General features: G+C 57.6%; 21 protein-coding genes. 9 read left to right on the forward strand and 12 right to left on the reverse strand.

What is annotated here, in order from left to right:
- Positions 1 to 6 precede the first annotated feature (6 nt).
- Positions 7 to 2286 carry an NADP-dependent oxaloacetate-decarboxylating malate dehydrogenase gene (gene maeB / locus M8013_RS17125; protein ID WP_271268985.1) on the reverse strand — a complete coding sequence of 760 codons (2280 nt, stop codon included), beginning with the start codon at positions 2284 to 2286 and terminating at the stop codon, positions 7 to 9.
- 291 nt (positions 2287 to 2577) lie between these two features.
- Between maeB and tal the strand changes: the two genes are divergently transcribed.
- Both tal and tkt read left to right on the forward strand, forming a co-directional pair.
- The gene (gene tal, locus M8013_RS17130; protein ID WP_271268986.1) at positions 2578 to 3528 is read left to right on the forward strand and encodes a transaldolase; all 951 of its coding nucleotides are present in this window, start codon (positions 2578 to 2580) and stop codon (positions 3526 to 3528) included.
- A gap of 19 nt (positions 3529 to 3547) precedes the next feature.
- Positions 3548 to 5536 (forward strand): transketolase, encoded by a 1989-nt coding sequence (gene tkt / locus M8013_RS17135; protein ID WP_271268987.1) that lies wholly within the window; start codon positions 3548 to 3550, stop codon positions 5534 to 5536.
- Positions 5537 to 5637: 101 nt separating this feature from the next.
- On the opposite strand, the gene M8013_RS17140 is transcribed toward tkt, so the two are convergent.
- From M8013_RS17140 to aegA, 3 genes are all read right to left on the reverse strand, one after another.
- Positions 5638 to 6681, reverse strand: a complete 1044-nt coding sequence (locus M8013_RS17140; protein ID WP_271268988.1) for a DUF1176 domain-containing protein — start codon at positions 6679 to 6681, stop codon at positions 5638 to 5640.
- Between the two features lie 123 nt (positions 6682 to 6804).
- Positions 6805 to 7380, reverse strand: a complete 576-nt coding sequence (gene nudK, locus M8013_RS17145; protein WP_271268989.1) for a GDP-mannose pyrophosphatase NudK — start codon at positions 7378 to 7380, stop codon at positions 6805 to 6807.
- Positions 7381 to 7447: 67 nt separating this feature from the next.
- On the reverse strand, positions 7448 to 9406 hold the full coding sequence (gene aegA / locus M8013_RS17150) for a formate-dependent uric acid utilization protein AegA (protein ID WP_271268990.1): 1959 nt from the start codon (positions 9404 to 9406) through the stop codon (positions 7448 to 7450).
- Positions 9407 to 9622: 216 nt separating this feature from the next.
- Here aegA and narQ point away from each other — a divergent pair, with 216 nt between their 5' ends.
- Both narQ and acrD read left to right on the forward strand, forming a co-directional pair.
- On the forward strand, positions 9623 to 11320 hold the full coding sequence (narQ, locus tag M8013_RS17155; protein WP_271268991.1) for a nitrate/nitrite two-component system sensor histidine kinase NarQ: 1698 nt from the start codon (positions 9623 to 9625) through the stop codon (positions 11318 to 11320).
- 107 nt (positions 11321 to 11427) lie between these two features.
- Positions 11428 to 14541, forward strand: coding sequence for a multidrug efflux RND transporter permease AcrD (gene acrD, locus M8013_RS17160; protein ID WP_271268992.1), 3114 nt, complete (start codon positions 11428 to 11430; stop codon positions 14539 to 14541).
- A gap of 107 nt (positions 14542 to 14648) precedes the next feature.
- On the opposite strand, the gene ypfM is transcribed toward acrD, so the two are convergent.
- Complete coding sequence (ypfM, locus tag M8013_RS17165; RefSeq protein WP_100780840.1) at positions 14649 to 14708, reverse strand: protein YpfM; 60 nt, start codon at positions 14706 to 14708, stop codon at positions 14649 to 14651.
- A 387-nt stretch (positions 14709 to 15095) separates the two neighbouring features.
- On the opposite strand from ypfM, the gene M8013_RS17170 reads away from it, so the two are divergent.
- The 3 genes from M8013_RS17170 to M8013_RS17180 are packed head-to-tail and all read left to right on the forward strand — an operon-like array spanning position 15096 to position 16807.
- Positions 15096 to 15452 (forward strand): ArsC family reductase, encoded by a 357-nt coding sequence (locus M8013_RS17170; protein ID WP_271268993.1) that lies wholly within the window; start codon positions 15096 to 15098, stop codon positions 15450 to 15452.
- Between the two features lie 3 nt (positions 15453 to 15455).
- Positions 15456 to 16583, forward strand: coding sequence for a succinyl-diaminopimelate desuccinylase (gene dapE / locus M8013_RS17175; protein ID WP_271268994.1), 1128 nt, complete (start codon positions 15456 to 15458; stop codon positions 16581 to 16583).
- Between the two features lie 26 nt (positions 16584 to 16609).
- Entirely contained in the window at positions 16610 to 16807 is a 198-nt protein-coding gene (locus tag M8013_RS17180) for a YpfN family protein (protein WP_039029679.1), read from the forward strand.
- Positions 16808 to 16845: 38 nt separating this feature from the next.
- Here the strand turns inward: M8013_RS17180 and ypfH are convergent, their stop codons facing one another.
- From ypfH to dapA, 6 genes are all read right to left on the reverse strand, one after another.
- Positions 16846 to 17541: an esterase gene (gene ypfH, locus M8013_RS17185; RefSeq protein ID WP_271268995.1), complete on the reverse strand. Its 696-nt coding sequence runs from the start codon at positions 17539 to 17541 to the stop codon at positions 16846 to 16848.
- 73 nt (positions 17542 to 17614) lie between these two features.
- Entirely contained in the window at positions 17615 to 19615 is a 2001-nt protein-coding gene (locus M8013_RS17190; protein WP_271268996.1) for a tRNA(Met) cytidine acetyltransferase TmcA, read from the reverse strand.
- A 15-nt stretch (positions 19616 to 19630) separates the two neighbouring features.
- Positions 19631 to 20497, reverse strand: a complete 867-nt coding sequence (ypfJ, locus tag M8013_RS17195) for a KPN_02809 family neutral zinc metallopeptidase (RefSeq protein WP_271268997.1) — start codon at positions 20495 to 20497, stop codon at positions 19631 to 19633.
- A 123-nt stretch (positions 20498 to 20620) separates the two neighbouring features.
- On the reverse strand, positions 20621 to 21334 hold the full coding sequence (purC, locus tag M8013_RS17200) for a phosphoribosylaminoimidazolesuccinocarboxamide synthase (RefSeq protein ID WP_271268998.1): 714 nt from the start codon (positions 21332 to 21334) through the stop codon (positions 20621 to 20623).
- 110 nt (positions 21335 to 21444) lie between these two features.
- A complete protein-coding gene (gene bamC, locus M8013_RS17205; protein WP_271268999.1) occupies positions 21445 to 22479 on the reverse strand; it encodes an outer membrane protein assembly factor BamC in 1035 nt (344 codons plus the stop codon).
- A 16-nt stretch (positions 22480 to 22495) separates the two neighbouring features.
- Positions 22496 to 23374 carry a 4-hydroxy-tetrahydrodipicolinate synthase gene (dapA, locus tag M8013_RS17210; protein WP_271269000.1) on the reverse strand — a complete coding sequence of 293 codons (879 nt, stop codon included), beginning with the start codon at positions 23372 to 23374 and terminating at the stop codon, positions 22496 to 22498.
- A gap of 144 nt (positions 23375 to 23518) precedes the next feature.
- Here dapA and M8013_RS17215 point away from each other — a divergent pair, with 144 nt between their 5' ends.
- Positions 23519 to 24091 carry a glycine cleavage system transcriptional repressor gene (locus tag M8013_RS17215; RefSeq protein ID WP_271269001.1) on the forward strand — a complete coding sequence of 191 codons (573 nt, stop codon included), beginning with the start codon at positions 23519 to 23521 and terminating at the stop codon, positions 24089 to 24091.
- Entirely contained in the window at positions 24088 to 24558 is a 471-nt protein-coding gene (gene bcp, locus M8013_RS17220) for a thioredoxin-dependent thiol peroxidase (protein ID WP_271269002.1), read from the forward strand. The genes M8013_RS17215 and bcp overlap by 4 nt, the downstream gene beginning before the upstream one ends.
- An 84-nt stretch (positions 24559 to 24642) precedes the next feature.
- On the opposite strand, the gene M8013_RS17225 is transcribed toward bcp, so the two are convergent.
- Entirely contained in the window at positions 24643 to 25704 is a 1062-nt protein-coding gene (locus M8013_RS17225; protein WP_271269003.1) for an AI-2E family transporter, read from the reverse strand.
- Positions 25705 to 25820: the final 116 nt, after the last annotated feature.

Here is a 25820-nt window from a genome sequence, read left to right on the forward strand (position 1 = left end):
ACCCGCCTACAGCGGCTGAGTCTGCGCCTCAACCACCGCCAGCGCCACCATGTTCACAATACGGCGAACCGAGGCAATCGGTGTTAACACATGCACCGGTTTCGCCACCCCCATCAGGACCGGCCCCACGGTTACCCCTTCAGAACTGGAAACGCGCAGCAGGTTATAGCTGATGCGCGCCGCCTCCACGTTCGGCATGATCAGCACGTTGGCAGAGCCTTTGAGCGGGCTGTCCGGCATCCGCTCGTTGCGGATACTTTCCACCAGCGCGGCATCGCCGTGCATCTCACCGTCGATCATCAGCTCCGGTGCACGCTTACGCACCAGCTCCAGCGTCTGGCGCATTTTGCAGGCCGCCGCCGATTTGGATGAACCAAAGTTAGAGTGCGACAGCAGGGCCACTTTCGGCTCAATACCAAAGCGACGCACGGTTTCCGCCGCCATCACCGTAATTTCGGCCAGCTGCTCCGGGGTAGGATCGTCGTTAACGTAAGTATCCGCAATAAAGGTGTTGCCGCTTGGCAGCAGCAGCGCATTCATCGCCCCCGCCGTATGCACGCCTTCGCGGTGGCCGAAGATCTCCTGCACCACGCTGAAATGTTCGTGATAATCCCCAATGGTGCCGCAGATCAGCGCGTCGGCTTCGCCACGATGTACCATGATCGCCCCGATCACCGTGGTGTTGCTGATCACCGCCCGCTGGGCCTGCTCCTGGGTGATCCCCCGGCGCTTCATGATGCTGTAGTACTCACTCCAGTACTCTTTAAAGCGCGGATCCGATTCGTTGTTGACGATCTCAAAGTCCACGCCCGGCTTGATCTGCAGACCGAGCTTCTGAATACGCATCTCGATGACGCTCGGACGCCCGATCAGGATCGGCTTCGCCAGTCCCAGAGTAATCAGTTCCTGAGTCGCATGCAGCACCCGCGCTTCTTCGCCCTCAGCCATCACCACGCGTTTTGCATCGGTGCGGGCCTGGGAGAAGATCGGTTTCATGAACAGGTTAGTTTTATAGACAAACTCGCTCAGCTTATCCACATAGGCATCAAAGTCAGCAATCGGGCGCGTCGCCACGCCGGAGTCCATCGCCGCTTTCGCCACGGCCGGAGCGATTTTGACAATCAGGCGCGGATCGAACGGTTTTGGAATGATGTAATCCGGGCCGAAGCTCAGATCCTGATCGCCATATGCCGACGCAACGACTTCGCTCTGTTCAGCATGCGCCAGCTCGGCAATGGCGTGAACCGCCGCCAGCTTCATCTCTTCGTTGATGGCGGTGGCACCTACGTCCAGCGCGCCACGGAAGATGAACGGGAAGCACAGAACGTTGTTCACCTGGTTCGGATAGTCTGAGCGGCCGGTACAGATAATCGCGTCCGGGCGCACCGCTTTCGCCAGCGGCGGCAGGATCTCCGGCTCCGGGTTCGCCAGGGCGAGGATCAGCGGCGCGCGGGCCATCTTCAGCACCATCTCTTCATTGAGCACTTTCGGGCCCGAGCAGCCGAGGAAGATATCCGCCCCGTCCATGACGTCCGCCAGGCTGCGCTTGCCGTCATCCTCTACCGCATAGGCGGCTTTGGTTTCGACCATATTGGCTTCGCGGCCTTTGTAGATCACCCCTTTGGAGTCGCAGACCACAATGTTGTGCTTCTGCATGCCCAGCACGACCAGCAGGTTCATACAGGCAATGGCTGCCGCACCGGCACCAGAAACCACCATCCGTACATCGGACAGGTTTTTCTCTACCACCCGCAGGCCATTCAGAATGGCGGCGGTGCTGATGATCGCCGTCCCGTGCTGGTCATCATGAAACACGGGAATGTTCATACGCTCACGCAGCGTCTGCTCGATATAGAAACATTCCGGCGCTTTGATGTCTTCGAGGTTGATGCCGCCAAAGGTGGGCTCCAGCGCGGCCACCACGTCGATAAATTTGTCCGGGTCGAGTTCATCGACTTCAATATCAAACACGTCGATACCGGCGAATTTCTTGAACAACACGCCCTTGCCTTCCATCACCGGTTTGCCCGCCAGCGCGCCGATATTGCCCAGCCCCAGCACCGCGGTGCCGTTGGAAATCACGGCCACCAGATTGCCGCGCGCGGTGTATTTGTAGGCTGCCAGCGGATCTTTTTGGATTTCGAGGCACGGAGCGGCTACGCCAGGCGAGTAGGCTAACGCCAGGTCACGCTGAGTCGCGAGGGGCTTGGTCGGGGAAACCTGAATTTTACCGGGAACGGGAAATTCATGAAAATCGAGGGCACTTTGTCTCAACTGCTCGTCCATTGTAGGGTTCCTTTCACGTAGTGTACAAAAAGGGTGATGTTGTTATGGTCTGATGTTCACCCTGGGTGGCGGATAGTATCGCCGCTGACTGCCGTTCAAACTTTGAAGGCTGCCAAACTCTCACCATCAAAAAGCAAAAATTGTTATCAATTTATAACAATCATGTTACCCGCCCATCAAAGCAAGACCTTACCTGTCTGCTATGCTTTTTTGTTAAGTACGTCGCGAAATTGACAGAAGTGTGATCGAACACACTCAACCAACTCTTTTATTTTCAAGGAGTCATCACTTATGAACCAACTAGACGGCATCAAACAATTCACCACCGTGGTCGCCGACAGCGGCGATATCGAATCGATCCGCCACTATCAGCCGGAAGATGCGACCACTAACCCGTCATTGCTGCTTAAAGCCGCCGGGCTCGAAAGCTACGCCCACCTGATCGATGACGCCATCAGCTATGGCAAATCGCGCGGCAAAACCAAAGAGCAGCAGGTAGCCGAGGCCAGCGATAAGCTGGCGGTCAACTTCGGCTGCGAAATACTGAAAAGCGTTCCGGGGCGCGTCTCCACCGAAGTGGACGCCCGGATTTCGTTCGATCAGGAGAAAAGCATCGCCAAAGCGCGGCATCTGGTGCAGCTGTATCAGGATCAGGATATTGATAAGTCGCGCATTCTGATCAAGCTGGCCTCCACCTGGGAAGGGATCCGCGCCGCCGAAGTGCTGGAAAAAGAGGGGATCAACTGCAACCTGACGCTGCTGTTCTCCTTTGCGCAGGCACGCGCCTGCGCCGAAGCCGGGGTGTTCCTGGTGTCACCGTTTGTCGGGCGTATTTACGACTGGTATCAGGCCCGTAAACCGATGGACCCCTACGTGGTGGAAGAAGATCCCGGGGTCAAATCGGTACGCAATATCTACGATTACTTTAAACAGCACCGCTACGCAACCATCGTGATGGGTGCCAGCTTCCGTCGCACCGAGCAGATCCTTGCCCTGTCCGGCTGCGACCGGCTGACCATCTCCCCCAACCTGCTCAAAGAGCTACAGGAAAAAGAGGAACCGGTGATCCGTCGCCTGGTGCCCTCCTCCACCGTCCTGCCAAAACCGAAACCGCTGACCGAAGCCGAATTCCGCTGGGAGCATAATCAGGACCCCATGGCGGTTGATAAGCTGTCAGAGGGGATCCGCCTTTTCGCGGTCGACCAGCGCAAACTTGAAGATCTGCTCGCCGCCAAACTTTAACCCTGCCATGGAGTGAATTATGTCCCGTAAAGAGTTAGCCAATGCCATTCGCGCCCTCAGCATGGATGCCGTGCAAAAAGCCAATTCCGGTCATCCAGGCGCACCGATGGGCATGGCCGATATCGCCGAAGTGCTGTGGAACGACTTCCTGAAACACAACCCGAACGATCCGACGTGGTACGACCGCGACCGCTTTATTCTCTCTAACGGTCACGCCTCGATGCTGCTGTACAGCCTGCTGCACCTGTCCGGCTACAACCTGCCGCTCGAGGAGCTGAAAAACTTCCGCCAGCTGCACTCGAAAACGCCAGGACACCCGGAGCTGGGCTATACGCCGGGCGTCGAAACCACCACCGGGCCGCTGGGTCAGGGGCTGGCCAACGCGGTCGGGCTGGCGATTTCCGAGCGCACGCTGGCGGCGCAGTTCAACCAGCCGGGACATGAGATTGTCGATCACTTCACCTACGTGTTTATGGGCGATGGCTGTCTGATGGAGGGGATTTCGCACGAAGTCTCTTCTCTGGCGGGGACGCTGGGGCTGGGCAAACTGATTGGTTTCTACGATCACAACGGCATCTCCATCGACGGCGAAACCGAGGGCTGGTTCACTGACGACACGGCCAAACGCTTTGAAGCCTACCACTGGCACGTGGTGCATGAGATTGACGGTCACGATCCGCAGGCGCTGAAAGCCGCGATTGAGGAGGCGCAGAGCGTCACCGATAAGCCGTCGCTGATTATCTGTCGCACGGTCATCGGATTTGGCTCACCGAACAAAGCCGGGAAGGAAGAAGCCCACGGCTCGCCGCTGGGCGAAGAGGAAGTAGCCCTGGCCCGCCAGAAGCTGGGCTGGAAATACCCGGCCTTTGAGATCCCGAAAGAAATTTACAAAGCGTGGGATGCCCGCGAATCCGGCGAAAAAGCACAGGCTGAATGGAAGGACCAGTTTGCTGCCTACCAGAAAGCCCACCCGGAACTTGCGGCCGAGTTTAACCGTCGCATGAGCGGCGGGCTGCCGGAGGACTGGGAAGAGACGACTCAGGCATTGATTGAGAATTTACAGGCTAATCCGGCGAAAATCGCCACCCGTAAGGCCTCGCAAAATACCCTGAACACGATCGGTCCGATCCTGCCCGAGCTGCTTGGCGGCTCGGCGGATCTGGCACCCAGCAACCTGACCATCTGGTCAGGCTCGACCTCGATCAAAGAGGATCTCGCCGGGAACTATATCCACTACGGGGTGCGCGAGTTTGGCATGACCGCCATTGCCAACGGCATCGCCCATCACGGCGGCTTTGTGCCCTACACCGCCACCTTCCTGATGTTTGTCGAATACGCCCGTAACGCGGCGCGGATGGCGGCGCTGATGAAGGCCAGGCAGATTATGGTCTATACCCACGACTCCATCGGGCTGGGGGAAGATGGCCCGACCCACCAGGCGGTAGAACAACTCGCCAGCCTGCGCCTGACGCCGAACTTCAGCACCTGGCGTCCCTGCGATCAGGTGGAAGCCGCGGTCGGCTGGAAGCTGGCGGTAGAGCGTCACCACGGCCCGACGGCGCTGATCCTCTCCAGGCAGAATCTGGCGCAGATGGAGCGCACGCCGGATCAGGTCAAGGCCATCGCTCGCGGCGGGTATATCCTGAAAGACAGCGGCGGCAAACCGGATGTGATCCTGATTGCCACCGGTTCAGAAGTGGAGATAACCGTCAAGGCTGCCGAGAAGCTGACGGCAGAAGGTCACGCCGTGCGGGTGGTGTCGCTGCCTTCAACGGATATCTTTGATGCCCAGGACGAGGCGTACCGCGAGTCGGTGCTGCCTTCGGATGTGACCGCGCGCGTGGCGGTTGAAGCGGGGATCGCCGACTACTGGTACAAGTATGTCGGGCTGAAGGGGGCTATCGTCGGGATGACCAGTTATGGCGAATCGGCACCTGCCGACAAGCTGTTCCCGTTCTTCGGCTTTACGGTCGAGAACGTGGTGGAGAAGGCGCAGCGATTATTGTAGCCAGGAGTGCCTTGCCCGGCAGTGCGGCCTGATGCCCTCTCCCACAGGGAGAGGGCGCAAATACTAAAAACGGTAACCTTGTGGTTACCGTTTTACTTTTATCACCTTGTGATCCACAGCGTGGGCCAGGCATCCGGCCCATGCCAGTTATCGCAGCTCGGCTCTTCGGCGTAGCGCACCAGACGAAAACGCTGGCCGGTAAAACGCCAGCGGGTCTGGATACCGCAGTCGGCAATGCCGCGCCCCAGGGCCAGGGTGGTCAGCTCGCGGGTTTTCTCATCAAAGCTGGCGTTCATCAACTCCATGTCGCTGCTTTCACTGGAGGCGACAAACGGCAGGCGCAGGCGCACCGTATGGGATGCGAACGGTTTTTTGCGCGACACCAGCCAGGCCAAATCCACTGTGTTATAGGCACCCGCCTCACAGCTGATTATCAATAGCGCTTTGTCATCCGTTAACGCCGTCACCCGCACTTCGCGGCGCGTCGGATCGAGGGAACACTGGCTATTGTTCATGCGCCAGGTACCGTAATCCACCAGGTCGCTGCGCTCTTCGCGCGACAGCGGCGTCGGGGTCGGGTTGACCACCGCCACCTCTTTCAGGGCCGGCGCGGGCGGTACGCTCAGCGGCGGGTCGTCACCTTTATTGATCCACGCGGTTTCACTCCCACCGCGTTTTTGCTGGGCGTCGATAAACTGGATCGCCTCTTTCAAGCCGTTAAGCGAGAGCATCTGCTTGCCCGGATCAAGGGTGATGGCTTTTTTCTGCTGCAGCGTAGTCAGTAAGGAGGTAATGATGGCGGGATCGTCGGTCGTCAGACGCCAGGACGTCAGTTGCCAGTGCTTCACATCCAGCGGGAGCGGGTCGCCGTCAAGGCGTAAGCGGGGAGCAATGGCGGGCTCTTTCGGATCGGGCGTCATCAGCCCACCGAGATCGATGCGCACTACCGCATCGGCTTTAGCGCCAGCACTGCGGCTCAGGGTCATCACCAGCCCGTTATGCTCACCGGTGTTGCGTGCGATGCAAAAATTCTGATTGTTGCAGGTAACCTGCCAGTCAGTAAAAGACTGCTGTGCCGGTGCCGCCTGAACAAATGACGCGGGCAGCACGCAGAGCATGAGAATAAGAAAAATGCAGTGACGCATGAATAGCACGATCCTGGAAGCAGACGGGACAGACAGACGCTATCTTCCTGCCCAGGCCGGGGTTGCTCAATCAGATTTATCGGATAGCTTTATCCAAAATGCATCTTTTTAAGCCTATTAAGATCAAGGCATTAGCCCAGAACTCTGTAAATATTGTAATAATATCACCGTCTTGCCGTCACGTATTTCACCCGTTTGTATCATCAACAAGGCCTGCGTAAAGGGCAGTTCCAGCACCTCGATATCTTCATCTTCTACGCCGCCGCCCGCGCCGGTGCGCTGCGCTTCGCTGTATTCCGCGATGAAAAAATGCACGATTTCCGTCACGCCGCCGGGGGACATGTACAGCTCAAAGACTTTACGCACCTCGCCCACTGCAAACCCGGTCTCTTCGACGGCCTCTTTGCGGATGCAGACTTCGGGCTCATCGTCATCCAGCAGTCCGGCGCAGGTTTCAATCAGCCGACCCTCGAGGTTGCCATTCACCCAGGTGGCGATGCGGAACTGACGGATCAGCACCACGCTCTTTTTCTCGCGGTTGTACAGCAGGATGGTGGCACCGTTACCCCGGTCATACACTTCACGCTTGTGACGGATCACCTCGCCATTGCGGCGGGTCAGATCGTAGGTAACGTTGCGCAGAACAAAATAGTTTTCAGAAAGGATTTTATCTTTAATCAGGTCAATTTTCAGTGACATACGGGCTCCATAGCGCAAGGCAGTAGCGCCATACTACGCGGTGAAGCCCGCTTTGTCGCCCGCCTGATTAATGGGCGGCGGGCGCGTTTACCCCCAGCCAGTCGGCGATCCCCTGGGCGGCGTGCCGCCCTTCTGCCATCGCCGTCACCACCAGATCCGCCCCACGTACCGCGTCGCCACCGGCAAAAATCTGCGGGTTGCTGGTCTGATAGCGAAAGCGACTGTCGACGCTGGCGGCAATTCGCCCCCAGTCATCGACGTCGACGCCCTGCGCCTGCAGCCAGGGCATCGCGTGCGGGTTAAAGCCAAAGGCCATGATCACCGCGTCGGCAGGCATCACAAACTCGCTGCCGGGGATCGGTTGCGGGCGGCGACGGCCCTGCGAATCGGCCTCGCCCAGACGGGTGCGCAGCAGGCGAATACCGTTGACGCGCCCGGCATCGTCGAGCACCAGCTCTACCGGCTGGACGTTAAATTCAAACGCCGCCCCCTCTTCTTTGGCGTTTTTGACCTCTTTTTTCGAGCCCGGCATGTTGGCTTCATCCCGACGATAGGCGCAGGTGACGTTTGCCGCTCCGTGACGCAGCGCGGTGCGCACGCAGTCCATCGCCGTGTCGCCGCCGCCCAGCACCACCACGTTCAGCCCGGCAGTATCGACAAAGGGTTCGTCAGCCGTAGAGGCCAGCCCCATTAGCTGGCGGGTATTGCCCACCAGGAACGGCAGCGCGTCGTATACGCCCGGCGCGTCTTCCTGCGGGATCCCGGCTTTCATTGATCGGTACGTTCCCACCCCTACAAACAGCGCGTCGTAGTCGCTCAGAAGCTGTGCGAGCGGAACGTCTTTCCCCACTTCGCAGTTCAGTTCGAAGCGGATGCCCATCGCGGTAAAGATTTCCCGACGACGGGCCAGCAGGGATTTATCCAGCTTGAAGGCCGGAATGCCGAAGGTAAGCAGGCCGCCGATCTCCGGGTGACGGTCGAATACCGTAACGCTGACGCCGCGACGGATCAGCGCGTCGGCGCACGCCAGCCCGGCAGGCCCGGCACCAATAATCGCCACCCGTTTATCCACCGGCTGCACGCCGCTCAGATCCGGTCGCCAGCCTTTCGCCAGCGCCTGGTCAGAGATATAGCGCTCAATGTTGCCGATGGTCACTGAACCGGCAACATCGCGCACCGTGCAGGCCCCTTCGCACAGCTTGTCCTGCGGGCAGACCCGACCTGTGATTTCCGGCAGACAGTTGGTCTGATGAGAAAGCTCGACGGCGGCCTCGATGTTGCCTTCCAAAACCTGCTCAATCCACTGGGGAATATGGTTGTGCAGAGGACAGGTCCATTCGCACACCGAATGTTCGCCGCACTTCAGGCAGCGCTCGGCCTCGCGGTGCGCCTGCTGCGGACGAAACGGCAGGTAGATTTCGGCAAAATTATTGGCTCGCGCCGCCGGGGTAAGTTTATCCGGCTCGCCGCGCGGTGGCAGAGCCTGCATCTGGTCACGCTTGCTGATACCCACCGGGCTGCTCTCGCGGGTCTGCCACGGCTGCGCCTCATGCCGGGCCGTGCGCAAGCGTCGGCTGCGGGCCAAATGATTAAGGCTCTCCGGGGTGACGCGCGACAAGGCATCTGCCGGGCAGTTTTCGACGCAGGCCGGGCCCTGCGGGCGGTCCAGGCACAAATCACATTTCTGCGCGGTAGCTGCTTCTGCGGTCGTCACAATCTCCATGGTGCCAAACGGGCAGGCCACCACGCAGGCTTTGCAGCCGATGCATTTTTGGCTGTCCACCTGTACGCTGTCGCGGGTTCTGGCGATCGCGCCGTTCGGGCAGCTTTGTGCGCAGGGGGCATTTTCACAGTGATGGCAGGCCACGGCACTGTATCTGTTACCCTCTTTGACCACGGTGATGCGCGGGGTAAAATGGCGCGCGCTGAGGGCGTGCTGCTCGTCGTGATGGGCCATCACGCAGGCCACTTCGCAGGCACGACATCCAATACATTGCTGGCTGTTGGCCATGATAAAATGATTCATAAGATACCCGTCCTGTCTTCCATAACCTTATTCTTTGTATGAATATTGTATTTACCGACCGCAACGGTATCAGGCAATGTTCAATTGCACAGGAAAGCGATCTATTTCGCCTGAACCTGTGGCAGATCAATTAATTTCATTGCGGTTAAAATGACGTTTCGAACCCTGGCGACACGCTCGCCCGGTCAGGACCTTACTCTGCTCAGGATGCTATTTGTGACCGTTAAACAGCCCGTTTCACGAAGCCTCGCCCGGGCTTTGTTCTCGATTATTGTGTTGTCCCTGCTGACGGGGGCGATTGCGCTGTTTACGCTCGCCAGCAGCCAGCGCGATGCCGAAGCCATCAACCTGGCCGGGTCGCTGAGGATGCAGAGCTATCGCCTGGGTTACGAGATCCAAGGTGGGCAAAACGATCTGGCGGCACATCGTCTGGCCTGGCAGCAGACGCTGAACGCCCCGGCCCTGCAGAGCCTGAACCGCTGGTATGTCCCAAATGAAGTGAAGCAGCGCTATCGCCAGTTGCAGCTTAGCTGGCAGACGGTGGATCAGAAGCTCGCTCAGGGTGATTACCGTTGGTATCACAGCCATATCAGCGAGTATGTGCGGAGTATCGACGCGTTTGTTCTCTCCCTGCAACACTACGCCGAACACAAAATCCAACTGGTGGTCGCCATTTCGCTGGCGGGCGGGCTGGCGATTTGTCTGCTGGCGTTTCTCACCCTGCGCCGCATCCGCCGACAGGTCGTCGCCCCGCTTACGCACCTGGTCGCCGCCAGCCAGCAAATTGAACAAGGTCGCTTCGATCACCCGGTGCCGGACAGCGATCTGCCGAACGAGCTGGGCCTGCTGTCACGCACCTTTAACCACATGTCGGCGGAACTGCACACCCTGTACCGCTCGCTGGAAAGCTCAGTTGAAGAGAAGACCCGCCACCTGCATGAAGCCCATCAGCAGCTGGAGATGTTGTTTAAGTGCTCCCAGGCGATGAATACCAGCCAGATCGACAGCCACTGTTTCCGTCATGTTCTGCAAATCGTGCAGGAATATTCCGGGATGCGCTATGTGGCGCTGCACGCCAGCGATGGCTGGCAACTGCAGGAAGGCAGTTCCTCTGGCGATCTTGAGATGCAGGCCCTGCCCGTAGTGATGCTGGAAACCCGCTTCGGCGAGCTGCGCTGGCAGAGTGAACAGAGCGCGGTGTCGCTGCCGCTGATGAAAAACGTCGCCATCCTGCTCGGACGCGGGATCTACTTTAACCAGGCGCAGAAGCACTACCATCAACTGCTGTTGATGGAGGAGCGGGCCATCATTGCCAGGGAGTTGCACGACTCGCTGGCGCAGGTGCTGTCTTACCTGCGCATCCAGCTGACGCTGCTTAAGCATGCGGTTCCGCCAGAGAACCTCCCGGCGCAAAACATCATTACTGATTTTTCTCAGGCGCTGAACGCTGCCTATCAACAGCTGCGCGAACTGCTGACCACCTTCCGTCTGACGCTGAACCAGGCCAACCTGCCCGCCGCGCTGCAGGAGACGATGGATGGCCTGCAGAACCAGACCCACGCCAGGCTTCACCTCGACTGTCAGCTGTCGACGCTGGCGCTGGATGCGCACAAGCAGGTGCATTTACTGCAGATCGTCCGTGAGGCGGTGCTGAATGCCATTAAGCATGCGCAGGCCAGCGAGATCACCGTCAGTTGCACCACCGCCCCGGAGGGCGTCCACACTGTGTATATTCGCGATAACGGGATCGGCATTGGCGATGCCAGCGAACCGCCAGGGCACTATGGCCTGAACATCATGCGCGAGCGTGCCGGGCGACTCGGGGGCACATTGCACTTCTCGCAGCCAGTGGATGGCGGCACCCAGGTGAATGTCTGCTTCCGTTCGCCGGTAAATAACAGTAAAGACGCATGATAATTTACATTATCTCCTTTATTTCTCCACGTTTGACACCCACGTTGCCGCTAGAGTGAGGCGGCAATCTATCATCGCGATGCGCAGCAAAACGAGGTCTCAATTTAATGGCGAATTTCTTCATTGATCGCCCCATTTTTGCCTGGGTGCTGGCAATTTTGTTATGCCTGACGGGCACGCTGGCTATTCTTTCTCTTCCCGTTGAGCAGTACCCGGATCTGGCCCCGCCGAACGTGCGCATCACGGCCAACTATCCTGGCGCCTCGGCGCAAACGCTGGAGAACACCGTCACCCAGGTCATTGAGCAAAACATGACCGGCCTCGATAACCTGATGTATATGTCCTCCCAGAGTAGCGCCACCGGCCAGGCCACGGTCACGCTGAGTTTTACTGCCGGTGCCGATCCCGATGAAGCGGTGCAGCAGGTGCAAAACCAGCTTCAGTCCGCGTTGCGTAAGCTGCCGCAGGCGGTGCAAAACCAGGGCGTGACGGTGCGTAAAACCGGTGATACCAACATTCTGACCATCGCCTTTGTCTCCACCGACGGCTCAATGGATAAACAGGACATCGCCGACTATGTGGCCAGTAATATTCAGGATCCCCTGAGCCGCATTAACGGCGTGGGCGATATCGACGCCTACGGCTCACAATATTCAATGCGCATCTGGCTCGATCCGGCGAAGCTGAACAGTTTCCAGATGACGGCGAAAGACGTTACCGACGCCATCGAATCGCAAAATGCGCAGATTGCCGTCGGCCAACTGGGCGGAACGCCGTCGGTCGATAAGCAGTCGCTGAATGCCACCATCAACTCCCAGTCGCTGCTGCAAACGCCGCAGCAGTTCCGCGACATTACCCTGCGCGTTAATCAGGACGGGTCGGAAGTGCGCCTTGGGGATATCGCCACGGTGGAAATGGGGGCGGAAAAATACGACTACCTGAGCCGCTTTAACGGCAAGCAGGCCTCCGGTCTGGGGGTCAAACTGGCCTCCGGCGCCAACGAGATGGCAACGGCGGAGCAGGTCATCAGCCGTCTCGACGAGCTGTCGCATTATTTCCCGCACGGGCTGGAATATAAAATCGCCTACGAAACCACCTCCTTCGTTAAAGCCTCCATCGAGGACGTGGTCAAAACCCTGCTCGAGGCCATCGCGCTGGTGTTCCTCGTGATGTACCTGTTCCTGCAAAACTTCCGCGCCACGCTGATCCCAACCATTGCCGTCCCGGTCGTACTGCTCGGCACCTTCACGGTGCTGTACGCCTTTGGCTACAGCATTAACACCCTCACCATGTTTGCGATGGTGCTGGCGATCGGCCTGCTGGTCGATGATGCCATCGTGGTCGTGGAGAACGTCGAACGCATCATGAGCGAAGAGGGGCTCTCGCCGCGCGAGGCGACGCGTAAGTCGATGGGACAGATCCAGGGCGCGTTGGTCGGTATCGCGATGGTGCTGTCGGCGGTGTTTGTGCCGATGGCTTTCTTTGGCGGCACCACCGGCGCTATTTACCGCCAGTTCTCCATCACTATTGTCTCGGCGATGGTGCTGTCGGTGCTGGTGGCGATGATCCTCACCCCGGCCCTGTGCTCCACCCTGCTTAAACCGCTGCACAAAGGCGAACAGCACGGCCAGAAAGGTTTCTTCGGCTGGTTCAACCGCATGTTCAACCGCAGCGCCGCGCGCTACGAGGCGGGCGTGGGCCGTATCCTGCAGCGCAGCCTGCGCTGGATATTGATTTATGTTCTGCTGCTCGGCGGGATGATCTTCTTATTCCTGCGTCTGCCGACCTCGTTCCTGCCGCTGGAAGACCGGGGGATGTTTATCACCTCCGTACAGTTACCGAGCGGATCCACCCAGCAGCAGACCCTGAAAGTGGTCGAGCAGGTTGAGTCGTACTTCTTCACCAAAGAGAAGGATACCGTGCTGTCGGTGTTTGCCACCGTGGGCTCGGGCCCTGGCGGCAACGGGCAGAACGTGGCGCGGATGTTTGTGCGTCTGAAAGACTGGGAGCAGCGTGACCCGAATACCGGCAGTTCGTTTGCCATTATTGAGCGTGCCACTAAAGCCTTTAGCCACATTAAAGAGGCGCGGGTCTTTGCCAGCAGTCCGGCCGCGATTAGCGGGCTCGGCAGCTCGGCAGGCTTTGATATGGAGCTGCAGGATCACGCCGGTGCCGGACACATCGCACTAATGGCCGCGCGCGACCGCCTACTGGAACTGGCAGGCGAAGAGCCGTCGCTGACCCGCGTGCGCCACAACGGTCTGGATGATAGCCCGCAATTGCAGGTGGATATCGACCAGCGTAAGGCTCAGGCTTTGGGGGTGTCGATTGACGATATTAACGACACCCTGCAAACCGCCTGGGGCTCAAGCTACGTGAACGATTTCATGGACCGTGGTCGCGTGAAAAAGGTCTACGTCCAGGCCGATGCCAAATACCGCATGCTGCCGGACGATATCAACTTATGGTACGTGCGCAACAAAGAGGGCGGGATGGTACCTTTCTCGGCCTTCGCCACTTCGCGCTGGGAGACGGGTTCACCGCGCATGGAGCGTTATAACGGCTATGCGGCGGTAGAGATTGTCGGGGAGGCCGCGCCGGGGGTCAGTACCGGTACCGCGATGGACGTGATGGAAAATCTGGTGCAACAGCTTCCAACCGGGTTTGGCCTGGAGTGGACCGCAATGTCCTATCAGGAACGCCTGTCCGGGGCCCAGGCCCCGGCGCTGTATGCCCTGTCGCTGCTGGTCGTGTTCCTGTGCCTGGCCGCGCTGTATGAAAGCTGGTCGGTGCCGTTCTCGGTGATGCTGGTAGTGCCGTTGGGGGTGATCGGTGCCCTGCTCGCCACCTGGATGCGCGGTCTGGAAAATGACGTCTACTTCCAGGTGGGGCTGTTGACGGTAATTGGCCTGTCAGCGAAGAACGCCATTCTGATTGTTGAATTTGCCAACGAGCGCAATGAACAAGGTCAGGACTTGCTGTCGGCAACGCTCGAAGCCTGTCGCCAGCGTCTGCGTCCGATCCTGATGACCTCCCTGGCGTTCGTTTTTGGCGTCCTGCCGATGGCCACCAGCTCCGGCGCAGGTTCCAGTAGCCAGCATGCGGTCGGGACCGGCGTCATGGGCGGCATGATTTCAGCGACTGTCCTCGCCATTTACTTTGTCCCGTTGTTCTTTGTGCTGGTGCGCCGTCGTTTTCCGTTAAAAGAGCGACAAAAATAAAGCGCTTAAAATAAAAAAGGCGTCCCTCCCGGACGCCTTTTTTGTGTGTTTATTTACACACTATTGTTATTTTGCTAATTAAGTGCTCTTGCAGTTCTTCCTGAATTTCATTTACGAAGCATGTCTTCGATAAAATCTTTCCAGTTCCCCAGTTCACGTTCAATCATAACTACCTCTCTTATTATTATCGTCATTCTACGAAAATATATCAGCATTGTGAAGACTTTTTAATCAATGGTGGTCGGCTACCTCCCTTGGTACCACTGACTTGTACTAACTATGCGTCTAAGACCATAAATTTTATGTGACGCACTGCAATATTTTGAAACAACCACTCTTTAGGGTGAAAACTTTAATTAGCAACTGTTTTACAGGGTATTTTTCCCTTTGCGCTTCTATGCGATTAAGATGAGAGAATATTCAGAACAGGGGTGATTTCCGCATTAATCATGAATATTAAATAATGTTATAAAACAAATGTGTTATATTTTCGCCTCCCTGCATCATCGAAAACACTGAGCAATTCATCGCTGTTTAAGACAAAAGGATTCACCATGATCACCCTCTACGGCATCAAAAACTGCGACACCATAAAAAAAGCCCGTCGCTGGCTTGAGGATAACCACGTTGATTACCGTTTTCACGACTACCGCGTTGACGGCCTCGATGCGGATTTAATGCAACAATTCATCGGCGAACTGGGCTGGGAAGCGCTGCTGAATACCCGGGGCACCACCTGGCGCAAGCTGGATGAAACGGTACGTAGCAGCATCAATAATGCCGACAGCGCCGCTGCCCTGATGATTGAAATGCCGGCAATCATCAAACGCCCATTGCTCTGGGCGCCCGGTAAGCCTATGCTGCTGGGTTTCAAAGAATCCCAATACCAAACCTATTTTATTGAGGTGTAGTCTATGTCATGCCCGGTCATTGAGCTGACTCAGCAGCTTATTCGCCGCCCCTCCCTGAGCCCGGACGATGCGGGTTGTCAGGCTCTGATGATCGAACGCCTGCGGGCGATCGGTTTCACCGTCGAACCCATGGATTTTGGCGACACGCAAAACTTCTGGGCATGGCGTGGTCAGGGCGAAACGCTGGCGTTTGCCGGACATACGGATATTGTGCCGCCAGGTGATGCCGACCGCTGGATCAATCCCCCTTTCGAACCGACCATCCGCGACGGTATGCTCTTTGGCCGCGGTGCTGCGGACATGAAAGGTTCGCTGGCCGCGATGGTGGTTGCCGCTGAGCGCTTCGTTGAGCAAAACCCGAACCATAAAGGCCGGCTGGCGTTTTTGATCACCTCTGATGAAGAGGCCAGCGCCAAAAACGGCACGGTGAAAGTGGTCGAAACGCTGATGGCGCGTAACGAACGCCTCGACTATTGCCTGGTCGGCGAGCCGTCCAGCACCGAAGTGGTGGGTGACGTGGTGAAAAATGGCCGTCGTGGCTCTATCACCTGCAACCTGACCATTCACGGCGTGCAGGGTCACGTCGCCTATCCGCACCTGGCCGATAACCCGGTTCATCGCGCGGCCCCGATGCTCAACGAGCTGGTCGGGATCGAATGGGATAAAGGCAACGAATACTTCCCGCCAACCAGCATGCAGATAGCCAACATGCAGGCCGGCACCGGCAGCAACAACGTGATCCCTGGCGATCTGTTTGTGCAGTTTAACTTCCGTTTCAGTACCGAACTCACCGACGAGATGATCAAAGCTCGCGTGGCGGCGCTGCTCGAGAAGCATCAGCTGCGCTACAGCGTTGACTGGTGGTTATCTGGTCAGCCGTTCCTCACCGGACGCGGTAAGCTGGTGGATGCGGTGGTTAACGCTATCGCGCACTATAATGAAATTAAACCGCAACTGCTGACCACGGGCGGCACATCCGACGGGCGCTTTATTGCGCGCATGGGTGCGCAGGTGGTGGAACTTGGGCCGGTTAATGCCACCATTCATAAAATCAATGAATGCGTGAATGCAGCTGATTTGCAACTGCTGGCCCGAATGTATCAACGTATCATGGAGCAACTCGTCGCCTGACGATTGCCCTGAAGAAGGATAAGCGAATGGACTGGCTGGCTAAATACTGGTGGATTCTGGTACTGGTTTTTCTTGTAGGCGTACTGCTGAACGTGATCAAGGATCTCAAGCGCGTTGATCACAAGAAATTCCTCGCCAACAAACCCGAACTTCCCCCGCATCGCGATTTTAACGATAAATGGGACGATGAAGACGACTGGCCGAAGAAAGACCAGAAGAAGTAAGATGTTACGCCTCTCCCCTGCCGGGGAGAGGCTGTTCCCTACAAGAATTCGACGATATCGTCGTCCTTCGGTTTGCTGCCGCTGAGCGCTTCATCAAAGTAGTGTTTCGGCACGGTAAAATGCAGGTGGTCCAGCGCCAGTTGGATACTGCGATCGTCAATGGCGTGTCCCAGTTGATCCACAATATCCAGCGTCACATCGCCGCCCGCGCGGATTAGCGCTTCCTGAGCGGCCACCGCATGGGACAGCTCAATCACCCGGTCCTCACCGCCGTGAATCAGATGGATGGTGGTCGCGGTGGTGGCACTTTCTGGCAGGGTGGCATAGCGGCCATTAAACGCAATCACACGCGATACCAGCTCCGGTTCGGCTTTCACGCTCTCCAGCGACATGATCGCGCCCTGCGAAAAACCGATCAACGCGGTGGCATTCGCCCTGACGCCGCTTTGCTGCTGCCAGTAGCGAACCGTATCAACAAACACCGGCATGATCGCATCCACACGCTCCTGACGGTTCTCTTCGGTGACGCCCTGCACGGAAAACCACTGGCGGCCGGTTGGCCCGCACGGCTCTACGCCGCCGATGCTGACCACCAGCGCATCCGGGAACTGCGGCGCAAACCAGCTGCCGATCTGCCCCATGTTGACCGGGTTATCGCCGACGCCATGGAACAGCAACAGCAGCTGTTTGGCCGGTTGTGCGGGGCTCTGGACAATAAAATGGTCATGTTTCATGGCGATCTCCTTAATTGATAGGCTGAATTCTACGCCTGACAAACAGAATGAACATGCCGGTTTACTGATGAACTCATTGAAAAAATTGCCATTGCAAAATAGTAGATTGCAGCTGCTGGCAGCGTTCGCGGTCGAGCTGCGCCAGCGCTGACCCCGTTTCACGGCGCAAATGCGCCAGCAGCGCTTTGCGTCCGCTCAGGTTCAGGGTACGGCTCAGGGCCGCATCGTCGAGGCTCGATTCGATTTTACCGCGCAGCCCGGTTAGCGGCAGTGGCGTAGTCAGCAGCAACCGCGTCAGGCTGGCGACCGCCGCGGAGAACGGACGGTGCGCAAAGGCGAACCCGGCCAGATCCAGCCAGTCATCATCATTAAGGGTAGACGCCGCACCTGCCGCTACCGGGATCTTTTCGCCGTTCCAGTGCTCAAGGATTGTCGCATCGCGACAGAGCCGCTGATGCTCACGCTGGCAAAGCGCGCGTCCCGCCTCGCTGACCGGTAGCATCGCCATCGCCGTGTAGCACCCGCTGCTGGCTTCCCGGTGGCTGCCGATCCGCACCAGTACAAAACCGCAGCGCTGCCAGAAGCGCCACAGCGCGTCGGTGTAGCCAAAACTGACGGAGAGGTAGTCCGTTTGTGCCAGCTGGCGGGCGTGAGCGACCAGCGCCAGGCCAATCCCCTCACGCTGGCGGCCAGGATGCACCGCCACCCGCGTCACCCGTCGGGCGGTGAGCGCTGCCGCTTGCGGCGAGCCCCCGTGCGCGGCCAGCGACTGCGCGACCAGATTGCCGCGTGGACGCCGATAGCCCGCCCACACCGCCTGGCTGAGGGCCGGGCTCAATCCCCCTTCGTCCACCAGCCACAGCGCCCCACAGACCGTCTCACCGGCGCGGGCAACGACGAAATGCTGCCCCGGCGCATCCATCATCCGCCGCAGATCGAGCGGCGAGGTTCGATAGTGGGCTGCACACAGCAGCTTGTAGACCGCGGCCGGTTGGGCCGGTTCCCGCTGCCAGGCCTCCTGCTCCAGCGGCATAAACTGCACCGGCCCCTGAGGCGGGGTGTCGTCGGGTTGGTCATCGAACAGCAACACCTCGGCAATAATCCGCTCCAGCGGGCACCCTACGGCCCAGCGTACCGGGGCGCTGAGGGTGAAGTAGCGCAGCCCGGAAAAACGGGCGCAGAATTTCAGCAAAAAGCCTCTGCCGGTGCCTTCATAACCCTGCACCGTGGTGGTGAGCAGCACGCGGGGAAAGCGCGCCACCAGTTGCTCCAGAACCGGACCGGGAATGGCGGCGGCTTCATCGACAATTAGCCAGTCGGCCACCTGCGTCGAGTCCAGCAGCGCATCGGGTGCCATAAAGTGATAGCGTTCTCCGCCAAAGCGGGCGATGACCTCCGTCGCAGCGCGGGCGGGTGCGGTCACAATGGCATTGCCCGGAATACGCTGCAGCAGCATGCCCGCCAGCGCCGATTTACCGCGTCCGCGCGGGGCGGTTAACGCAGCGATACCATCAGACATGCGGGCCAGGTTATCGAGGATTGCCGCTTGCTCGCTCTGCGGCTCGCCGCTGGCGGGCTGCCATTCGGGCGCTGCCGGAGTGGGCAACAGAGTGAAGGGTTGACCCTGCCGCCACAACAGCACCTGCGGATCGCGGGCGATGTGGCGGCAGAAGTGATGAATAAAATTCGGGGTGGCGATGGGCGATGGGCTGTCGCTCCAGCGCAGGGAGTCATGGTCGGTCTGTGCAGGCCATCGGTCAACGTCCGGGACCAGCAGCACCAGCAGGCTACCGGCCCGCAGCGTACCGCCTGCGGCGGCAAACGCCGAGACGTCAAACCCGTGGCGGGCATCGAAGATGGCATGCAGAAACTCGCGCCCTAACAGCTGATGCAACGCCTGCGGCGAACAGGCGTCGGCTACAGGGGCGTTATCGCCAACCCACAGCCAGTCGCCGGGATGGGCATCGCGCAGCGTCAGCGCCTGCTGCCCGGTCCAGAACGCCTCCCCACTTAGCACCAGCAGTCGCCGGTGCCCCTCTCGTGCCAGTTGTTCAGGTAAACCCGTTAATCTCATCCCTGACATCGCTGATTACAGGGCCTTACCGAAAGTATTGCACTGGGCGGGATCGCCACCGTCAAAACCGCGTTTGAACCACTGATAGCGCTGTTCCGAGGTGCCGTGGGTGAAGCTGTCCGGCACCACTCGCCCCTGGCTCTGCTGTTGCAGGCGATCATCGCCAATGGCATGAGCGGCGTTGAGGGCTTCTTCAAGATCGCCCGCTTCCAGTACGCCCTGCTGCTGCATACTGTGGCCCCAGACCCCGGCAAAGCAGTCCGCCTGCAGCTCCATACTCACCGACAACGCATTCACTTCGGACTCGCTGGCATTCTGCTGAAGCTGGCGAACTTTTGGCTCAATACCGAGCAGCTTTTGCACGTGGTGCCCGACTTCGTGGGCGATGACGTAGCCCTGAGCAAAGTCACCGTCAGCGCCCAGCTTGCGTTTCATGTCATCGTAAAAGGAGAGATCGATATAGACGGTGGTGTCGGCCGGACAGTAGAACGGCCCCATCACTGACTGCCCGGTGCCGCAGCCGGTACGGGTCGCGCCGCGATACATCACCAGCTTCGGCTGCTGGTAAGTGCGGCCCATTTTTTCGAACAGCTGTCCCCAGGTATCTTCGGTGGTGGCGAGAACCACAGAAGTAAATTTGGCGGCTTCGTCTTCATTCGGGCTGATAGAGCGCTGGGTCTGCTGTTGCTGCTGTATCGGCTGTCCGGTCAGTAAGCCGCTCAGATCGACGCCGTAATAGCCCGCGACCACCACGACCAGCAGTAAAATAATGCCGCCCTTGCCACCCGGCAAACGAAAGCCAGGACCGCCGCCCATTGATGGACCGCCGCCACTACGTCTGTCTTCTACGTTGTCGCTTTCGCGACGCCCTTGCCAACGCATAACCACCTCGAAATATCGTTTTGATAATGAGTATGATCGTAGGCGGTTCAGGGAAAGATTACCACAGGAAACAAGGATGAGATGCCAGAGAAACAGAGGCTTCTCTGGCACAAAAGCGCAGGATTAATCGAGTTTGACGCCCAGACGATGGGCAACGGCTTCATAGGCTTCAATCAGGCCACCCAGGCTCTGACGGAAACGGTCTTTGTCCATCTTATCCAGCGTCTCTTTGTCCCACAGGCGGCTGCCGTCCGGGGAGAACTCATCGCCCAGCACCACTTCGCCATTGAACAGGCCAAATTCCAGTTTGAAATCGACCAGAATCAGACCGGCATCATCAAACAGCTTTTTCAGCACGTCGTTAGCTTTGAAGGTCAGTTCCTGCATGCGCGCCAGGTTCTCTTTGCTCACCCAACCAAAGGTTTCGCAGTAAGATTCGTTGACCATCGGATCGTGCATGGCGTCATTTTTCAGAAACAGGTCAAACAGCGGCGGATTGAGCTCGATACCTTCTTCGATACCCAGACGCTTCACCAGGGAACCAGCGGCGCGGTTACGGACGACACATTCCACCGGAACCATCTCCAGCTTTTTCACCAGACATTCCGTATCGGACAGCAACGCTTCCATCTGCGTCGGAATACCCGCTTCTTCCAGCTTGCTCATAATGAAGTGGTTGAACTTGTTGTTCACCATCCCCTTACGGTCGAACTGTTCAATGCGCGCGCCATCTCCTGCTGACGTATCATTGCGGAACTCGAGCACCAACAGATCGGGATTTTCCGTGCTGTATACGGTTTTCGCTTTGCCACGATACAACTCAGCTTGCTTCTGCATCTTCATTACTCCTGGTGTGATGATTGGTGTAAAAAATCCGGCACATTATGCCACGCACACGTTTGCGTAGCACTAAAATAAAAAGGGCTGGATTAACCAGCCCCTTTTTTTTATTTGCTGAATGCGGCCTGGAAGGCAGCCACCAGCGCATCGTTCTGCGACTGGGTCAGCGTATGACCTTTCGGGTCGATAAACTGCAGGCTACTACGGTTATCCAGATCGCCGACCTGAAGTTTGTAGTCGCCAGAAGACAGGCCCGGATCGCGTGCACCTAATGCTTCCCAGCCGCTGTCGGACAGCGGTTTGTAGGTCACAGCCAGGCTACCGGTTGAGCGGGTGCTGTCATTCACTTTCATGCCAACGCGCTCAAGGGTGGCAGGCAGACGCTGCCAGACCTGGTTAAATGGACCACGCACGACCAGCATTGGCAGACCGGTATCGTCGGCAGCGCTCTGCACGTCAAAGGTCGCGCCATTACGGCTCTGCGCCACATTGGCGGCATCGGTCGCGGTTTTATCGAGGCCCGCGGCAATAACGTTGAGCAACTCGGTGCTGTAGCGCTGCATGGAAGCGGCATCCGCCACTGGCTTGCCCGCTTGCTCCAGATTCACCAGCTTAACCACCACAGCCTGCTGATAACCCTGAGGTTTAACAGAGACTTGATAACGGCCACGGTACTGTTGATCTTCATCCAGACGGCTCCATTGGATCCAATCTGTCGTCAGCGTCTGGCTGGCATCATCGCGTTTATCAATCGCGTAGTTCTTCGACTGAATCACGCTGACCACCTGCGGCCACAGGGCGGCATTACGCGCACTCTCGACCTGCAGCGTCGCGGTATCGCCCGTAAACTGAGTACGCGCCCCGCTCACCAACGCCAGAGGCTGAGCTGGCGGACGAATATCAAGTGCTTTACCTACCGCACCGCTGCCATTGGTGACCGGAATGTTGTAGTCGCCATTCTGAACCGGCAGGATCATACCAGCAGGTGCGTGAATTTCAGCAAGCGGCGCAGCATCCAGATAGGATTCGTCCCCGCTCACCTGGCGCTTGTAGCGCGAATCTGAGCTACAGGCAGCGAGCAGCATCACAAGCGAAACACCCGCAACCTTCACCAGGCGCGATTTCTGTACTGAGTAAGCCATCAAATCTCCCTAAACTTTACAGCAAACCGGCATGCTTCAGCGCGCCAGTGACCGTTTCACGACCGTAGTCGGTAATCGGGGTCATCGGCAGGCGCAGCGTGTCGGTCGCTACAAGTCCCAATTCCTTACATGCCCATTTCACTGGGATAGGATTGGGCTCGACAAATAATTTGTTGTGCAGCGGCATCAGACGCTGGTTAATCACGCGTGCTTCATTGAAATGACCGGCCGCGGCCAGTTTACACATTTCGGCCATATCGCGGGCTGCAACGTTGGTGGTCACGGAAATCACACCGTGGCCGCCGAGCTGCATAAAGTCCAGCGAGGTCGCATCATCACCACTCAGCAGAATAAAGTCATCTGAAACCAGCTCTTTGATCTGATGAACGCGACTTAAGTTCCCGGTCGCCTCTTTAATACCGATAATATTTTTGACTTTCGCGAGGCGGCCTACCGTTTCTGGCAGCATATCGCAGCCAGTACGCGACGGCACATTATACAGAATTTGCGGCAAGTCAGTATGTTCAGCGATGGCTTTGAAATGCTGGAACAGACCTTCCTGCGTCGGGCGGTTGTAGTAAGGGGTTACCGTCAGGCACCCGATCACGCCGCTGTCGTTAAAACGCTGGGTCAGGCTGATGGCTTCAGCTGTGGCGTTGGCGCCCGTACCGGCAATGACCGGAATACGTCCGTCAGCCAGCTCAAGGGTCATCATTACCACTTCACCATGCTCTTCGTGGCTCAGCGTAGCAGATTCACCGGTAGTCCCTACCGAAACAATCGCCGAGGTTCCGCTGGCGACATGATAATCAATCAGTTTCTTCAGGCTTGACCGGCAGACATTACCTTTCTCATCCATCGGTGTAACAAGCGCAACAATACTTCCCGTGAACATGGGCCATCCTCTGTGCGTGCAAGAGCCTCAATGGTACGTTTGGTGCTGTAATAAAAGCAAGCGACGTGAGGCCTCCAGGTTATTGTATGCCGGTTTTTTTTATGCTTTCCTTAGAACACTTAACCACGCAAAGGAAGAACAGGTTTGACAACCTCATCACAACATTACCTGGTTATCACTGCGCTGGGTGCCGACAGGCCGGGTATTGTGAACACCATCACCCGTCATGTGAGTAGCTGCGGCTGTAACATCGAAGACAGCCGACTGGCGATGCTGGGGGAAGAGTTCACCTTCATTATGCTGCTTTCCGGATCATGGAATGCCATCACCTTAATTGAATCGACCCTGCCGTTAAAAGGCGCGGAGCTGGATCTGCTGATCGTGATGAAGCGCACTAACGCCCGCCCACGCCCGGCCATGCCTGCAACGGTGTGGGTGCAGGTTGAAGTGACCGACTCCCCCCATTTAATTGAACGCTTTACGGCACTGTTCGACAGCCATCAAATGAACGTTGCCGAGCTGGCTTCCCGCACCCAGCCCGGCGATGGCGACTCTGTACCGAAGCTGTTTATCCAGATCACCGCGCATAGCCCGGCGTCGCAGGACGCATCAAATATTGAGCAAGCGTTCAAAGCCCTCTGTACAGAATTACACGCGCAAGGCAGTATAAACGTCGTAAATTATTCCCAGCATGAACAAGATGGAGTTAAGCAATGAATCCACTGAAAGCCGGTGACATCGCACCGAAATTTAGCCTGCCCGATCAAGACGGCGAGCAAGTAAATTTAACCGACTTCCAGGGACAGCGTGTTCTGGTCTATTTCTACCCGAAAGCCATGACGCCAGGCTGTACCGTACAAGCGTGCGGTCTACGCGATAACATGGACGATTTGAAAGCGGCAGGCGTAGACGTGCTGGGTATCAGCACCGATAAGCCAGAAAAACTGTCCCGATTTGTTGAAAAAGAGCTGCTGAACTTTACGCTGCTCTCTGACGAAGACCATCAGGTCTGTGAAGCATTTGGCGTCTGGGGTGAGAAATCCTTTATGGGCAAAACCTACGACGGCATTCATCGCATCAGCTTCCTGATCGATGCCGACGGGAAAGTTGAACATGTGTTTGATGATTTCAAAACCAGTAACCACCACGACGTGGTGTTGAACTGGGTGAAAGCGAACGCCTGAGTCGGCTTTTCGCCCGGCGGCGCTACGCTTGCACGGGCCTACAGGTTTTGTAGGCCGGGTAAGCGTAGCGCCACCCGGCAACAATTACTCTTCAACAGCAGGCACATCCGGCCAGGCGTGGACCACCGCTTTGATAAGTGTAGCCAGCGGGATTGCAAAGAACACGCCCCAGAATCCCCACAGCCCGCCAAAAATCACCACGGACAGAATAATGACGATTGGATGCAGGTTCACCGCCTCGGAGAACAGCACCGGCACCAGCAGGTTGCCATCCAGTCCCTGAATGATCAGATAGACGACGAAACAGCTCCAGAACTCCGTGCCCAGACCAAACTGGAACAGCGCGACGCCGATCACCGGGATAGTGACCACAAATGCTCCGATGTAGGGGATCAGCACCGAGAACCCGACCAGCACCGCCAGCAGCAGGGAATAGTTGAGGCCAAAAACAAAGAAACCAATCCAGGTGGCGACGCCCACGACGATCATTTCCGTCACTTTGCCGCGAATGTAGTTGGTAATTTGCTGGTTCATCTCCTGCCACACCTGCCCCGCCAGCCCGCGATTGCGCGGCAATACGCGGCGCACCGCGTTCAGCATTTGCTCTTTGTCCTTCACCAGGAAGAAGACCATCAGCGGGACCAGCACCAGGTACACTGCCAGCGTCAACAGGCCGACCAGCGATGCGAGGGAGAATTTCACCACCGTATCCCCCATCGTCATGATGCGGGTGCGGACGTTTTCCGCCATCGCATCAATAATGCCCGCATCCATCAATGCCGGATAACGGCGCGGCAGCGTAGCGGCAAAGTCAGAGAGCTTACTGAGCATCCCCGGCATATCGCGAATGAGGTTGATCCCCTGCTGCCAGGCAATCGGCATCACCACAAACGACATTAACAGCAGAATACCGGCAAAGAAGACCAGCACGATGACGCTGGCCCAGCGGCGGGAACAGCCGATGTTTTGCAGGCGAACCGTGGGCCATTCCAGCAAATAGGCAAGCACAATCGCCACCAGCAACGGTGCCAGCAGTCCACTAAAGAAAAAGAGAATGCCAAATCCGGCGACCAGAATAACCAGCAAAGCAATGGCCTCCGGGTCGCTAAAGCGTCGGCGGTACCACTGCATTAATAACTCGAGCATACATCCCTTCCCTGATTATGATGGCTGGATGAAAAGTGTGAATTGTATCGAAGTGTCACAAAAAAGACTTCGCTTTTTATCGCGCTGTCACAAATCGCAAAAGCCTGAAAAGGGGG

It is taken from the genome of Silvania confinis (assembly GCF_025564085.1).
Classification (GTDB): domain Bacteria; phylum Pseudomonadota; class Gammaproteobacteria; order Enterobacterales; family Enterobacteriaceae; genus Enterobacter; species Enterobacter confinis.

Bases quoted from the DNA above. Each gene is read 5' to 3' on its own strand.
- acrD (WP_271268992.1), top strand. From the start codon at position 11,428: ATGGCGAATTTCTTCATTGATCGCCCCATTTTTGCCTGGGTGCTGGCA.
- maeB (WP_271268985.1), bottom strand. From the start codon at position 2,286: ATGGACGAGCAGTTGAGACAAAGTGCCCTCGATTTTCATGAATTTCCC.
- purC (WP_271268998.1), bottom strand. From the start codon at position 21,334: ATGCAGAAGCAAGCTGAGTTGTATCGTGGCAAAGCGAAAACCGTATAC.
- bcp (WP_271269002.1), top strand. From the start codon at position 24,088: ATGAATCCACTGAAAGCCGGTGACATCGCACCGAAATTTAGCCTGCCC.
- tkt (WP_271268987.1), top strand. From the start codon at position 3,548: ATGTCCCGTAAAGAGTTAGCCAATGCCATTCGCGCCCTCAGCATGGAT.
- M8013_RS17170 (WP_271268993.1), top strand. From the start codon at position 15,096: ATGATCACCCTCTACGGCATCAAAAACTGCGACACCATAAAAAAAGCC.
- M8013_RS17190 (WP_271268996.1), bottom strand. From the start codon at position 19,615: ATGAGATTAACGGGTTTACCTGAACAACTGGCACGAGAGGGGCACCGG.
- dapA (WP_271269000.1), bottom strand. From the start codon at position 23,374: ATGTTCACGGGAAGTATTGTTGCGCTTGTTACACCGATGGATGAGAAA.
- nudK (WP_271268989.1), bottom strand. From the start codon at position 7,380: ATGTCACTGAAAATTGACCTGATTAAAGATAAAATCCTTTCTGAAAAC.
- tal (WP_271268986.1), top strand. From the start codon at position 2,578: ATGAACCAACTAGACGGCATCAAACAATTCACCACCGTGGTCGCCGAC.
- bamC (WP_271268999.1), bottom strand. From the start codon at position 22,479: ATGGCTTACTCAGTACAGAAATCGCGCCTGGTGAAGGTTGCGGGTGTT.
- M8013_RS17225 (WP_271269003.1), bottom strand. From the start codon at position 25,704: ATGCTCGAGTTATTAATGCAGTGGTACCGCCGACGCTTTAGCGACCCG.
- ypfH (WP_271268995.1), bottom strand. From the start codon at position 17,541: ATGAAACATGACCATTTTATTGTCCAGAGCCCCGCACAACCGGCCAAA.
- M8013_RS17180 (WP_039029679.1), top strand. From the start codon at position 16,610: ATGGACTGGCTGGCTAAATACTGGTGGATTCTGGTACTGGTTTTTCTT.
- aegA (WP_271268990.1), bottom strand. From the start codon at position 9,406: ATGAATCATTTTATCATGGCCAACAGCCAGCAATGTATTGGATGTCGT.
- dapE (WP_271268994.1), top strand. From the start codon at position 15,456: ATGTCATGCCCGGTCATTGAGCTGACTCAGCAGCTTATTCGCCGCCCC.
- M8013_RS17140 (WP_271268988.1), bottom strand. From the start codon at position 6,681: ATGCGTCACTGCATTTTTCTTATTCTCATGCTCTGCGTGCTGCCCGCG.
- ypfJ (WP_271268997.1), bottom strand. From the start codon at position 20,497: ATGCGTTGGCAAGGGCGTCGCGAAAGCGACAACGTAGAAGACAGACGT.